The organism is Lysinibacillus zambalensis, from assembly GCF_040183165.1.
Lineage (GTDB): Bacteria > Bacillota > Bacilli > Bacillales_A > Planococcaceae > Lysinibacillus > Lysinibacillus zambalensis.
Window position 1 is genome coordinate 27,500 of sequence record NZ_JBEGDG010000017.1, and the last position, 13,302, is coordinate 40,801.

The window sequence follows — 13,302 nt, forward strand, 5'->3', positions numbered from 1 at the left end:
GCAAGTAGTAACAAACTTAATCTCACTTAAACTAGAATGGTTAAATCTTTCTAGTTTAAGTGAGATTTTTATATTCAAAAATAAATACATGTCATTGTGGGGGAGTACTCGAATGTATGAAGTTTCTCTCTACAAAAAAACACATAACTTTATGGGAATTAATAATGCAGGTAGGTACAAACCCTAATGATACCTAAGTTGAAGTTTAGTAGAATAAAATGAAACTAATTATAAATCTCAGTCGTATAAAAAAATAAGGAGCTTCTGGATAGAAAAATCTACGATGAATATAAAAACAATATTTATAAAGGGAAGTGTGTTATGCAATTCGAAGGTGCGATGTTGGAATATCGTTTGCAAAAAGGTAAAGACAAGTTTGAACCAATCTATTATTATACTAATATTGACTTACCACAAATTTTAACAAGAAGAGAATGTGAATTTTTTATTAAAGAAGGTAAGACTTATAAACAATTGTCTTCTGCTATTGAAGATGAGTTATTCGTGATTTATGTAGAGTTGTATGAAGAAACACCAATGGAAATGCAAGAGCACTTATATGAAGGTATTAAACTTGAAATTCGTGAATTAAATACCTATAAAAATCATCCGCTTATCACATTTGAATATATGGCGAATCATTTAGATATTTTAAGCATGATCGGCAGTATATATACATATATCGAAGACAAGGAGTGGGAGCGTGACTCAGCTGAAATTGATGAAGATCGAGGTGTGTATATTTTATATGTTACGCCAACAGGATATACGCTTGCTACATAGGAAGGTGGATTTTTAACATGAAGAAAACAAAGAAGATGATGACAGGAGCATTAGCAGCTGCGGCTTTGGTAACGTTAACTGCTTGTGGAGAGGAAAGGGGATATGCAGAGCCAACAGGAACGGATTGTGATGATTGGGATTGGGATAAGGAAACGGGTACGTATTATTGCGATGATAATGATTCAACTTATGCGCGTAGTTACTACCATGGTGGGAAATATTATGGAACAAAAACATCATTACAAAAAAGTGCTGACTATAAAACATATGTATCGAATTATAAATCAGGAATAGGCAGTGGTTCAAAAGGCGGTTTTGGAGGGTAAAGATGAACCGATTTCGAGATAATCGACAACAATTTTTTAGCCAAATAAAGGATTTTTGGCATGACATTTATGGGATGGAATATGCTCTATTTGATATTAAGAGAGAAAGTTCAGAAACGATTAATAGGATTCGCCAAGCAACTGACCAGATAGGCCATATTATTTATAAGTCGGCTACTTTGTTGCGTATGGTAGATGATGAGACACTTTTGCGTCTTGGATTTCCCACTGAAACTCACTCTTTCATCCGTTTGCAAACACTTCCAGTAGAAAGTGTCATTGCTCGTTTAGATTTAGTAGTGACCGATGAACAAGTAAAATTGCTTGAAATAAACGCAGATACACCTACATTTATAAAGGAATCTTTTTTTGTGAATGGAAAAGTGTGTGAACAGTTTAAGATGCAAAATCCAAACGAAGGCTGCGAAGACCAGTTAAAACAAGCAATTTTGAAAGCTGTAACGTTGTCGTTTCGTACGAGGAGAAAATATGAAGATAGCAATATTGTTTTCGCAGCACACTCGGAACATGAAGAAGATAAATTGACAACAATGTATTTAAAGGAACTCTCTGGATTAAAAAGTCAGTATATGGACTTTAATCACTTACAACTTGTCGATGAGCCAATTTTAGAAAATGAAGAAGTTGTTCTACCACAAGGTCTTTATGATAGAAGCGGAGAAAAAATCGATGTTTTATATCGACAGACGTATCCTATTGAACATTTGATATATGATGAAGATCCAATAACGAAGGAAAAAGTTGGTCAATCGTTGATGAAGCTAGTGGAACAAAAAGACTTAGCCATTGTGAATCCTCCTTCTGCTTTTTTACTACAATCTAAGGCAATAATGGCGCTCATTTGGGGGCTACATGAGGAAGAACATTCATTTTATACACCTGAAGAACATAACGCAATACATAAATATTTTTTACCAACTTATCTAGATCCAGATGTTTTTTGGCAACAAGGACAAAGTTTTGTAAAAAAGCCTTCATTTGGTCGCGAAGGAGACACTGTCGAGATTTTTTCAAATACAGGTAAAAAAATTGCGGAAGATATTCATAAAACATATATAGATGAACTTCCTGTTTATCAACAATTTATAGAGCTACCACAAACTATGATTCAAACAGAACAAGGTCCAAAACGAGCGCATTATATGTATGGTTGCTTTTATATTAATGGTAAGGCAAGTGCAATAGGTATTCGCGCAGGGGGACAAATTACAGATAACGGATCTTATTTTCTACCAATAGGATATTAGAAAATTGTAAGATTTTAAGAGAGTAAAGTGAAACAAACTGAAGCACGATAAAAGGAGTGTGTATTGGAATGGGATATTTCTCATTAGATAGTTTTTTAAATTTTTTATTATATACAGGGACAGGGTTAATTCTCATTTTGATTGGTATTGTTGCATTTGCTTTTACAACAAAATTTTCAGAGTGGAACTTAATTAAAGAAGGCAATATGGCCGTTGCATTAAAGCTATGGGGAAAAGTGATTGGATTAGGCATCACATTATATACAGTATGGTCTTCAAGTGTTCATATTCTTGATGCTTTTATTTGGGGGTTAATCGGAATTGCTACACAAGTGGTTGTGTATTTAATTATTGAATACGTGTTAACACCAAAAACAAGCTTGGAGAAAAAAGTGGAAGAAGGAAATACTGCAGTAGGCTTCAGCTTATTTGCAGTGGGCATTACGGTAGGATTAATTATAGCAGGAAGTTTATCGTATTAATAAAGTATATTTGATAACACTATAATAATACATTAAAGGGAGCATGTTTTTTTATGAATGAAAAGACATGCTCTCTTTATATTTAATGTTCACATCTGACGGCGCCTAGTCGGACGGAAATCAACGACACGTTATGGTGATGAGTAGAAATATAGAAGGGATAATTCCCTGTATGCCGAAATAAACAAAAGTACAAATAGAGAGCAATATTTCTATATAATTGTACAATTTAACGATGACTACCATCTTATGAGGAGTGATGTAGTATGTATATAAAAAAAACAGGTTGTTTTATCAGTAGGGGAATACTTATTTAGTAGAGAGTTCGTGATCATGGATTTCTCTACTACTAGAGGAGGAATCTGAAGTTTGATTAGTTTAAGATCAATTGATCAAAGTAATTGGGAAGCTTGTATTCAACTGAAGCCTAAGCAAGAACAAGAAGGGTTTATTGCCTCGAATCTGTATTCAATTGCAGAAAGCAAATTTTTACCATACATGAAGATCAATGCAATCTATTTTGAAGAAATACTTATCGGTTTTGCAATGTACGGGATTGATTCGGATGATAGAAACTATTGGGTGTATAGATTTATGATTGATGAGCAATTTCAAGGGCGTGGATATGGCAAGAGCGCAATGAAATTGATTATTGAAGACATCCGGAGTAGAGATGATCGCACTGACATCATCTGGCTCGGGTATCAGCCGGACAACGAGCAAGCAAGAAAACTATATGCCAGTGTGGGTTTTAAAGAGTCAGGAATGGCACCTTGGGGAGAAATGCTAGCAAAATATAGTTTTCATTAGAATGACTAAATGAATATAAATATTGCGTATCTAATGTTTATGTGGGATGTTCTTAAAGTCTATAAATGGCTTTAAGAACATCCTTTTTGCTCCCATGTCGCAATAGCTTGAATTATAACTATAAATCTATGTCATCAGAAAAAAGCAGCATTTTACACAAACTAAAATGCTACTTGAAGAAAGGAAAACTATGCTGTTTTCTTTTGTATGGGTACAGGAACAGACCGATTTAAAATACTATTGGCTACCATGCCCATCATGATAATGATCATACCGATTAAAGATACTCCAACAGGCCAAGAACCGTTTAAAAAAAGCATTTCACCAAGAACAGTAAATACCATTGTTCCAGCTTGTGTTGCCTCCACAGCCCCTAACAAAGAAAGGTTATTTTTCGCCAAGTCAGTAGCGAAGAAAAATGTCATTGTGGCGATAACGCCCGAACATAATGCTAATAAGAATCCTTGCATGATTTGCCCAGATGTTGGTATGCCAGTTGCAGTCCAACCATAAATAGCTAATATAATACTGACAGGAAGACTACCAATTGCCATGCCTAACACGCGTTGAAATGTATCTAAGCGACCATCAACGATTTCCATCATTTTTCGATTACCGAAAGGATATAAGAATGCTGCGATGACGACAGGGAGGAAGCCGGTTAAAAATTGAGAAACAGAAATATCCCCAGCTTCTGTTAATTGCATACAAATGACACCTGTTAAAATAAATAAGGAAACGAGTAAGCTTCGCATAGGAATTTTACCGCGAACTCGTTTAACTCCTGACTTTGTCTCCAATGTAATAAAAAATAATGGAGATAATAACAAACCAGCTAAAATGGTTATTTGCCATGTACCTGCTACGAGCCATGCGGGACTAAATACAGCAGCATAGCTTAATAATGAATAAAATCCAACCCCTGCTATTGTGCCATAGCCAATCCATGCTAAAGGATGTTTACGCATTTCTACCCATAGTGGACGAAGGTTTTTGCGAAATAGGACGATAAAGAATAAAATGGGTAAAGCGAATAAAAATCGGAAGGAAGCAGTCCAAGCCCAGCTTGTTCCTGATACGTTCATAACTCGATTTATAATAAATGTAGCTGAAAAAAACGCAGATGATAAAATACCTAATAAGATAGCACGCATTTCGTTCGCTCCTTTCTAAATATATATTATAATATAATTATTTAGATGAAAAGTAAATTATAATATACCGAAAGTGAGGTTTGTATGAAAGAACAAGAGGATATGCAAACAAAAGAAGTAATTCTGCAAGTTGGTCAACTGTTACGACAAATAAGGAATGAACAGAAATTAAGTTTAGAAGAGTTAGCGAAAAAAACGGGTGTTAGTAAATTAACATTAGGAAAAATTGAGAGGGGAGAGACGAATCCTACATTAGGCGTCATTTGGAAGATTACAAAAGGATTATCTATTCCGTTATCACGGCTTATGGTTATTGAAGATATAGTAAATGTCGCACGCTTCGGAGAAGGATTTATTATAGAAGAAAACCAAATGTGGCGATTAGAGACTATATTTCGTTACAAAAAAGAAACAGGATTGGAAATGCATCGTGCTTGTTTGCAACCGAATAGCATATATGAGGCAGAACCTCATCATGAAGGAGCTATCGAATATGTAACAGTAATGAAAGGGGAAATTTCGATTCAAGTCGGACAAGAAATATATGCATTAAACGAATTTGATTCGATTCAATTTGAAGCAAATAGAAAGCATAGCTATGAAAACACAGGAGATGAAATTGCAGTTCTCCATTTAACAATGAAATATTTATCTTGAAATAAGAGCTGGAAGAGGTAGAATCAATAATTGTAGTTGATGGTAGTTTAACTTTATAATATTTCAATAAGCAAAATCCCGAATATTGAACGTTATTCGGGATTTTGCTTTTCTTATTATGTGTCTTTCATTTTTCTTAAAGTGCATTCATCATTATAATGTAAATTTTTTAAGCTCTACAGACAATGTATTTGTCATGTCTTGAAGTTCTGAAACCTTTTCACTAATTTTCTGGAAGGAGTGTAGCTGCTCTTGGGTAGAAGCGGATATTTCCTCTGTTCCTGCAGCAGTTTCTTCCGTAATAGCTGAAATGTTTTCAATGGCACTGTTCATTTGCTGGCTCATTTCACTTGTTTGTTCCATATCTTCGGTAAGCTGCTGTAACTGATCATTAATGTCTAACACATGAGTTGCAATTGCTTCAAATGACTTCTCTGTATCGGTCATCGATTGTAATTGTTCTTTTGATAGCTGATGTCCCTGCTCTGCCGTAGAAAGAATGAGCGTAATGCCATCTTGTATATGTGTCACCATAGAAGAGATGAAAGCCGTTGCTTTTTCAGTTTCATGAGATAGTTTTTTGACTTCCTCTGCTACAATTGCGAATCCTTTTCCGGCTTCTCCAGCACGAGCTGCTTCGATGGCAGCATTTAATGCTAAGAGATTTGTTTGATCAGCAATAGCATGGACTGCATTAGCGGCACCTTCAATTTCTGTTGTGAATTGAGAGAATTGAGTAACAGCCTCTTTGATGTTAATCGAAGTGGATGAAATATCCTTCGCAATAGAGGACTGCTTTTCAAGTGAACTACGACCGTTTTGGACAGCAGTAAGTGCCTGGTTGCCGTTTATGGCTGATTGTTCACTTGTCTGCTGAACAGTAGTAAATTGATCTGCCATCGTATTCATAAGGATCGCAGTTGACTGGATATCTTCTGAAATAGTGAGGCTTCCCTTCGCCAATTCGTCCGTTGATGTTGCAATTTGTAGACTGCCTTCATTAATCGTTTCAATATAGCTTGTGACATCCTTAGTGAAGAGACCAACATTTTTCCCTACAATATCAATGGATTGTACGGTGCTTTTTAAGCTAACAATCATTGTGGAAAAGTTCTCAGTTAATTGATCAACTTCATTTCGACTGCCTTTTTTAAAGGAGAGGGCAGAGGTGTCAATTGTCAAATTCCCTGCAGCCACCGATTGTGCATAATCCACAATTCGGTTAATCGGATTTGTAATTTTTTTCGTTGCGACATACGAAAAAATAATTGTAGCAATAATTAAAAGGATACTTCCGATAATTGTTGTTGTAGTAATGAACGAAATTTTTTGCTTTGCTAATTCATTCGTTTCTTTATACCATTCATTTGTGTCTTTTTTTAGTAGAAACATATCATTCAAAATACCAGATATTCTTATTGCTTGTTTTTTTATTTCAGGACGATTGTGAGCAAGAAACCCTGCTTCAGAAGCTTTTGCTAACTCGTCGTATTTACCTTCGATTTTTTTGATGATAGCCTTATGATCAGCTACTTTTGCAATCGTTGAGAGTTTTTCTAAATTTACTTTTGTTTCTTTTAAAATGGAAAGAGCTTCATTTTTATTGGCCTCACTAGCTAAATATGTGTAATTATTTAGTGATTGGCTCGCTACAACTAAACTTTGCTCAAGTTCTTTCACTGCCAGTAAGAGCTCTGTATCATCTTCTGCGGTTGTTTGTATATCAAATGTTTGTACGATAATAAAGCCAATCATTGCCATGGCGAGGACAATGGGTATAAGTATGTTCATAAATAATTTTTTTCGAAGTGTCACTGGCTGTTCCCCTTTTCTGCAGTAACTTTTATTTTACCTGAGACAATACCTTCTTTTGCTTTTTCAATGGCAGTCTGTTGCTCAGGTGTAAGTTTAATAATACGTATATCCGCAAGCCCGACGCCGTTATCAGCTAAACCAAATAAAAAAGATTTTTCAGAAATTTCCCCGTCATCAACTAATGTTTTAGCCATTTTAAAAACAGCTTGGTCGACATTTTTTAACATCGATGTTACGACCGTCTTTTCGGCTATGTAAAATTGATCAGTATCAACTCCCGCCGCATATACGCCCATTTCTTCAGCTTTTTTAATAGAGCCAAAGCCTGTGAATCCCGCTGCATGATAAATAAAATCTACGCCGTTCTTTATGTAACGTTCTGCTATTGCGGCACCTGCATTGGTATCATCAAATGTGCCAGCATACTCACTAACAATTTCGATGTTTGGATTAAAATATCTAGCTCCCTCAATAAAGCCGTTTTCAAAATGATGGATAACTGGAACATCTGCACCACCAATAAACCCTATTTTTCCAGTTTTACTCGTCATTGATGCAACCATTCCAAGTAAAAAGCTGCCTTCCTGCTCTTTAAAGGTTATGGAAGTGATATTTGCAACATCTGATTGACCATCAATAAGGATAAATTGCTGATCAGGATATTTCTTCGCCGTCTTTTCTAAAGCTTCCTGTACAGAGAATCCAAGACCGATAATGACGTTATACTTTTCTGCTACTAGTTCTTCTAGCTTCTGTTCGTAATTGCCATCAGGAGCTTCTTTATAATCGAACAAAATACCTAGCTCATCTCGTGCTTTCTCAAGCCCTTTAAAAGCCGAATCATTAAATGATTCGTCTCCAAGCCCTGCATCTGAGAGTAAGATCCCAATTTTATAGTCATCTTGCGTTTTTTTAGACGGAGTTGTTGAACAGCCTGCTACTAGTAACAAAACTATTAAACAAAAGCCAATCAATATTTTTTTCAAAATGAGTACCTCCAATTATATGTATGATTTATATCGGCGAAAAGTTTTTCTAAGTCAGATGTCAGACAATGGATTTTTATTTTACCATTAAATACTATCAGATTTTTTGTAATTTACTAGAGGGAAATGGGTTTAAATCATTCTCGATATTTTCAAAGCACTGAGTATTTAGTTCGTTTTTTAATGAATTTTCTCTATGTGTATAGTGAAAAAGGTAGGAGGATATTGCGAAATATTTATATTTTTTGCAAAAATAACCCTTTTCTTTGTCAATTAAACTAGCCTCGCAAACATTTAAAGCGTTTGCGAGGCCAATTGTTTATATTAAACTGCACCAAATAATTTTAATACATTAATAATAATGATTCCCACAATGCCAAAATCTGAATCTCCAAATGTAGTGCCTTCGTAGCCGATATCACCCATAAAGATCAATAGAATCGCAGGGATAAAGCTAATAATTAAGCCGTTGGCAAATGCTCCTACCATAGAACCGACTCTACCACCAGTTGCATTGCCGAATATTCCTGCAGCCGCACCTGTGAAGAAATGTGGTACAAGCCCAGGTACAATCACTTTTAGCCCTATGAGAGGAAGTATAAACATCGATACTAGGCCCGCTACAAAGCTAAACAGGAAGCCGATAATAACAGCATTTGGTGCGAACGGGAAAATCGTAGGGCAGTCTAATGCAGGCTTTGTGTTTGGTACAAGTTTATCTGCTATCCCTTTAAAAGCAGGGATTATTTCGGCAATTAGCATCCGTACGCCTGCCAAAATGATATAGACACCAGCGGCAAAGGTAATAGCTTGAATAATGGCAAAGACGATAAAGTTTGAACCGCCAGATAATTGTCCCTCAATATAAGTTTGACCTGCGAATAGGGCAACGATTATGAAAAATAGACTCATAGTTAACGAAACAGCTACAGATGTATCTCTTAAAAAACCTAGAGATTTCGGGACATTTATATCTTCTGTTGATTTGGCTTTGTTGCCAAAGATCTTTCCAATTTTAGCGGATACATAATAGCCAATGCTTCCAAAATGACCAACAGCAAAATCATCACTACCTGTTATTTGACGAACTGTTGGTTGTAAAATGGCAGGGAATACAACCATGCAAATACCTAGTAGTATAGAGCCAACAATAATAAGCGGAAAGCCATTCATACCGCCGACTGAAAGCGATGCTGCAATTAAACACGCCATAAATAATGTATGATGACCAGTTAAAAATATATATTTTAAAGGCGTAAATCGCGCAAATAAAATGTTCATTATCATACCGAAAACCATGATCATGGCAGTGGATGTTCCGAAATTAGTTTGTGCAGCTGCTACAATCGCTTCATTATTTGGGATGACTCCTTGGACATTAAATGCATGATCAAACATATTACTAAAGTGATTTAAAGAACCAATTAAAACGGTTGCACCCGCGCCAAGTATAACAAAGCCCATAATCGTTTTTAACGTACCAGAAAGAACGGTTGAAGCTGACTTTTTTTGGATTAATAAACCGACAAAAGCGAATAGGCCGACTAATATAGCTGGTGTTCCTAAAATGTCATTCATTATAACATCTAACATATTAACACCTCATCCTATCCAATTTTTCATTCGTTTTTTCAAAAGTCTGTTTTCGTAAAGTTTGTAGTTTTTTGATATAATTTTTCAAAATACATAAGACTAGGAGTTTGATATATGGGAGTTTACTTTACGAATCAAACAATTGAAGCATTTAATCTAATAAATGAACAAGGGATTCTAACAGGGAACGAAGATTTTGTTGATGAAGATTTCTTACCTTCATATAAATGGATGATTAAACAAATGGACAGAAGGATTAACAATGACGGTTCATTTCCAATTTGGCTTTGGACAAAAAAACCAAATTTGAATGATGAAGGACACTTTTATAAAGGAACGGATGCTGTAAGTTTGACAGTTGAAGTACCCGATAATAATGTTCTTCTATCTGATTTTGAGGCTTGGCATTGTGTATTAAATGAATGGTTTTGTTCAATGACAGATGAAGAAAGTAAATTATTTGAACAAGATAAATTAAATATCACAAAGGAACAAAGTTGGGAAAGAATTTTTGACTTAGAAAAAATACAAAAATCAGAGATGTGGAACGGGAATAGCCAAATTGTTCAAGGTGTTACAACAGTCATTCACAAAGAACAGATATTGAATATTGAGCATTTTACAGCTAAATAACTAGTTGATTGTCTGATTGGAAGTTACCTCTTTGTAGATTAAATCTGCCTTTTTGTTTTAACAGCAACAATTTTTAAGAAAACAGCCTTTCAAAAAGATCAATACTTCATAACAGCGGCTTCAGCTTTAATTTAATTTCTGAAATACTCATCATATTAACAATACTAACGATGTGACCTCTCTCTTCAGGCAATTGATTGACAATATCGTCCGCACCAATATAAATATCCGCTTTCTCTCCCTTGGCAGATGCTAAATCTGTATGAGTTACTTCTGCAACTTTCCCCAGTTCAATTAATGCTTTTTTTACAATTAGCTCCATAATAAAGCTACTGCCTAAGCCATTCCCGCACACTACTAAAATTTTCATCAAGGTTACTCCTTTGCGACAATTTGTTGAATTTCTTTAATAATCTCTTCTTTATGCTGGCAGGCGATGATACTATCAATTTGATTTGGTTCTTGCAAAATCTTTGTTAAGTCAACTAATGCTTGTAGATGAGACGCATGATCGGTCGTAGCTAAGACAATAATTAAGAAAACAGGTTTTTTTGGTCCAAACAAGACAGGTTTTTGTAAACTTAATAGGCTGATGGCTAACGCGTTAACTCCTTCCGTGGGCCGTGCATGTGGAATCGCTACTTTTGGTGTAATGACTACATAAGGACCATGTTTTTCAATGGAATGAATCATTGCTTCAATATAGCGTTCTTCAATTTTATTCTGCTTTAATAGTGGACTAGCAGCTAAATGAATAGCCTCCTGCCAAGTATTTACAAAATTTGCGAGTTGTATAGTATCTTTTGTCAGTAACTCAGTTAGCAAGTACAACCCTCCTTTCATAGGGATAAACAATCCCCATTCCATGTTATTATTGTTGATTACGGAATTATGTCATAAGAGGATATATTTTTATTTGGAAAAACAAAAAGTGAATCTTTTACATTCAATTTCGTTTAGCTGTATAGGCAAGATTTATGATTAATAAGTCGAATCTTTCTATTTTAAATAGCCCGCGAAAGCAAAGTGAATACCCGCGGAAGCAAGGAGAATACCCGCGGAAGCAAGGTAAATACCCGCGAAAGCAAGGAGAATACCCGCGGAAGCAAAGTGAATACACGCGGAAGCAAAGTGAATACCCGCGGAAGCAAGGAGAATACCCGCGGAAGCGAGGAGAATACCCGCGGAAGCAAGGTAAATACCCGCGGAAGCAAGGAGAATACCCGCGGAAGCAAGGTAAATACCCGCGGAAGCAAGGAGAATACCCGCGGAAGCAAGGAGAATACTCGCGAAAGCAAAGTGAATACCCGCGGAAGCAAGGTAAATCCTCACGCAAAGAGGATCTTTTGGTGTGAATTATAATAGAAGGTAAATAAAAACAAAGAAAATTTTGTTCTAACTTTTTCAATTTAGCTTACACTTACTATAGGACGAACTTAGTGTTGAACAAGGGAGGAAATGACATAGCGAAAAAAATGGGAATTGTCGCGCTACTTATATTCGGTGTTTATGTGCTGTGTATGTATTGGTATATATTCCATAGCGGTGGTGGTACTATACCACGAGCGATGCAGGGGACAGCCGCCGATCCAGTGATGTTTATGTCTGAAAAAGAATTATATTTAAGTGGTGAATATTCGAAAATACGGAACTTCCTATTCTTTGTTGCTACACCTTTGGAATGGTTAGTCTTTTTCATGATATTAATAATGGGCGTATCACGTTATTTCGAAAAGGTAGCGACGTCACAAGCAAAATGGAAGCTATTACAAAATGCAAGTTACTTATTTTTATTATCACTTTTACTATATGTTGTACTATTTCCACTCAATTATTATCGTTACAATTTAAGTAAAGCCTACGGAATAAGTACACAAGGATTTTCATCATGGATGCGGGATGGCATTATTGAATTTTGGGTCAACTTTGGCATGAGCTTAATTATCGTGTCTGTCCTTTATTGGCTCATCCAAAAAAGTGCCAAAAGATGGTGGCTCTATGCATGGTTTCTAACGATTCCGTTTACAATTTTTGTAATGTTTATTCAACCTGTAGTTATTGATCCTTTATATAACGATTTTTATCCGCTCAAAAATAAAGAGCTAGAGGCAAAAATTTTGTCTATTGCTGCACAGGCAAATATACCAGCAGAGCATGTATATGAAGTCAATATGGCAGAAAAAACAAATGCCTTAAATGCTTATGTAACGGGTATTGGCAGTAATTCGAGAATTGTGCTTTGGGATACAACGTTAAATCGTTTAACAGATAATGAAATATTATATATTATGGCTCATGAAATGGGACACTACGTTGAGAAGCATATTTATTTTGGGATTGCGGGATATCTTTTGCTGACATTGCTAGGGTTATGGCTATCAGCGAAATGTTTAAGGTGGATGATTGGACGTTACGGACAGGTATTAAAAATTAAAAAAATCGGTGATATAAGCTCTTATCCATTATTTTTACTCATAACATCCGTTTTATTATTTGCTTCAAGCCCTCTGTCGAATTATATTTCGCGGTATCAGGAAACGAGAGCTGATCAATATGCGATTTCATTAACGGGTGATCGAGAGTCTGCAGTTACTGCATTCCAAAAGCTAACGATATCTGGGTTAAGTGAAGTGAATCCACAGTTACTCGTAAAGTGGTTTCGTTATACACATCCGCCAATGCTTGAACGTATTTATGGGGTTGCAGAGAATGTAGCAGAGAATAAAGAGGAGCCTTTAAAAGAAGTGCCGATAAAAGAGGAGCAGAAAAAAGAATATCAGAAGAAATAAATATCG

At 35.7% G+C, this 13,302-nt stretch carries 15 protein-coding genes; 9 read left to right on the plus strand and 6 right to left on the minus strand.

Features of this window, described 5'->3' with window-relative positions:
- Positions 1-321: 321 nt before the first annotated feature.
- From ABNX05_RS18940 to ABNX05_RS18960, 5 genes are all read left to right on the plus strand, one after another.
- Positions 322-783 (plus strand): hypothetical protein, encoded by a 462-nt coding sequence (locus ABNX05_RS18940; protein WP_349661133.1) that lies wholly within the window; start codon positions 322-324, stop codon positions 781-783.
- A gap of 17 nt (positions 784-800) precedes the next feature.
- Positions 801-1,109: a hypothetical protein gene (locus ABNX05_RS18945; RefSeq protein ID WP_100544670.1), complete on the plus strand. Its 309-nt coding sequence runs from the start codon at positions 801-803 to the stop codon at positions 1,107-1,109.
- A gap of 2 nt (positions 1,110-1,111) precedes the next feature.
- Positions 1,112-2,377: a glutathionylspermidine synthase family protein gene (locus ABNX05_RS18950; RefSeq protein WP_349661134.1), complete on the plus strand. Its 1,266-nt coding sequence runs from the start codon at positions 1,112-1,114 to the stop codon at positions 2,375-2,377.
- A gap of 68 nt (positions 2,378-2,445) precedes the next feature.
- Complete coding sequence (locus tag ABNX05_RS18955) at positions 2,446-2,859, plus strand: DUF350 domain-containing protein (RefSeq protein WP_079559857.1); 414 nt, start codon at positions 2,446-2,448, stop codon at positions 2,857-2,859.
- A 369-nt stretch (positions 2,860-3,228) separates the two neighbouring features.
- Positions 3,229-3,669 (plus strand): GNAT family N-acetyltransferase, encoded by a 441-nt coding sequence (locus ABNX05_RS18960; protein WP_349661135.1) that lies wholly within the window; start codon positions 3,229-3,231, stop codon positions 3,667-3,669.
- Between the two features lie 188 nt (positions 3,670-3,857).
- Here the strand turns inward: ABNX05_RS18960 and ABNX05_RS18965 are convergent, their stop codons facing one another.
- Positions 3,858-4,823 carry a DMT family transporter gene (locus ABNX05_RS18965; protein WP_349661136.1) on the minus strand — a complete coding sequence of 322 codons (966 nt, stop codon included), beginning with the start codon at positions 4,821-4,823 and terminating at the stop codon, positions 3,858-3,860.
- An 84-nt stretch (positions 4,824-4,907) separates the two neighbouring features.
- On the opposite strand from ABNX05_RS18965, the gene ABNX05_RS18970 reads away from it, so the two are divergent.
- On the plus strand, positions 4,908-5,480 hold the full coding sequence (locus ABNX05_RS18970; RefSeq protein WP_349661137.1) for a helix-turn-helix domain-containing protein: 573 nt from the start codon (positions 4,908-4,910) through the stop codon (positions 5,478-5,480).
- Positions 5,481-5,633: 153 nt separating this feature from the next.
- On the opposite strand, the gene ABNX05_RS18975 is transcribed toward ABNX05_RS18970, so the two are convergent.
- The 3 genes from ABNX05_RS18975 to ulaA all read right to left on the minus strand — a co-directional run bounded on the left by ABNX05_RS18975 (position 5,634) and on the right by ulaA (position 9,874).
- Complete coding sequence (locus ABNX05_RS18975; protein WP_349661138.1) at positions 5,634-7,295, minus strand: methyl-accepting chemotaxis protein; 1,662 nt, start codon at positions 7,293-7,295, stop codon at positions 5,634-5,636.
- Positions 7,292-8,281 (minus strand): BMP family lipoprotein, encoded by a 990-nt coding sequence (locus ABNX05_RS18980; RefSeq protein ID WP_349661139.1) that lies wholly within the window; start codon positions 8,279-8,281, stop codon positions 7,292-7,294. The genes ABNX05_RS18975 and ABNX05_RS18980 overlap by 4 nt, the downstream gene beginning before the upstream one ends.
- Positions 8,282-8,605: 324 nt before the next feature.
- Positions 8,606-9,874, minus strand: coding sequence for a PTS ascorbate transporter subunit IIC (ulaA, locus tag ABNX05_RS18985; protein ID WP_349661140.1), 1,269 nt, complete (start codon positions 9,872-9,874; stop codon positions 8,606-8,608).
- Between the two features lie 114 nt (positions 9,875-9,988).
- Between ulaA and ABNX05_RS18990 the strand changes: the two genes are divergently transcribed.
- Positions 9,989-10,507 (plus strand): DUF3841 domain-containing protein, encoded by a 519-nt coding sequence (locus tag ABNX05_RS18990; protein ID WP_349661141.1) that lies wholly within the window; start codon positions 9,989-9,991, stop codon positions 10,505-10,507.
- A 106-nt stretch (positions 10,508-10,613) separates the two neighbouring features.
- Here the strand turns inward: ABNX05_RS18990 and ABNX05_RS18995 are convergent, their stop codons facing one another.
- Both ABNX05_RS18995 and ABNX05_RS19000 read right to left on the minus strand, forming a co-directional pair.
- Positions 10,614-10,877: a PTS sugar transporter subunit IIB gene (locus ABNX05_RS18995; RefSeq protein ID WP_349661142.1), complete on the minus strand. Its 264-nt coding sequence runs from the start codon at positions 10,875-10,877 to the stop codon at positions 10,614-10,616.
- A 5-nt stretch (positions 10,878-10,882) separates the two neighbouring features.
- Positions 10,883-11,332, minus strand: a complete 450-nt coding sequence (locus ABNX05_RS19000; protein ID WP_349661143.1) for a PTS sugar transporter subunit IIA — start codon at positions 11,330-11,332, stop codon at positions 10,883-10,885.
- Between the two features lie 152 nt (positions 11,333-11,484).
- On the opposite strand from ABNX05_RS19000, the gene ABNX05_RS19005 reads away from it, so the two are divergent.
- Together ABNX05_RS19005 and ABNX05_RS19010 are read left to right on the plus strand one after the other, a co-directional pair.
- The gene (locus tag ABNX05_RS19005; protein WP_349661144.1) at positions 11,485-11,862 is read left to right on the plus strand and encodes a hypothetical protein; all 378 of its coding nucleotides are present in this window, start codon (positions 11,485-11,487) and stop codon (positions 11,860-11,862) included.
- Between the two features lie 108 nt (positions 11,863-11,970).
- Entirely contained in the window at positions 11,971-13,296 is a 1,326-nt protein-coding gene (locus ABNX05_RS19010) for a M48 family metallopeptidase (RefSeq protein WP_349661212.1), read from the plus strand.
- Positions 13,297-13,302 lie beyond the last annotated feature (6 nt).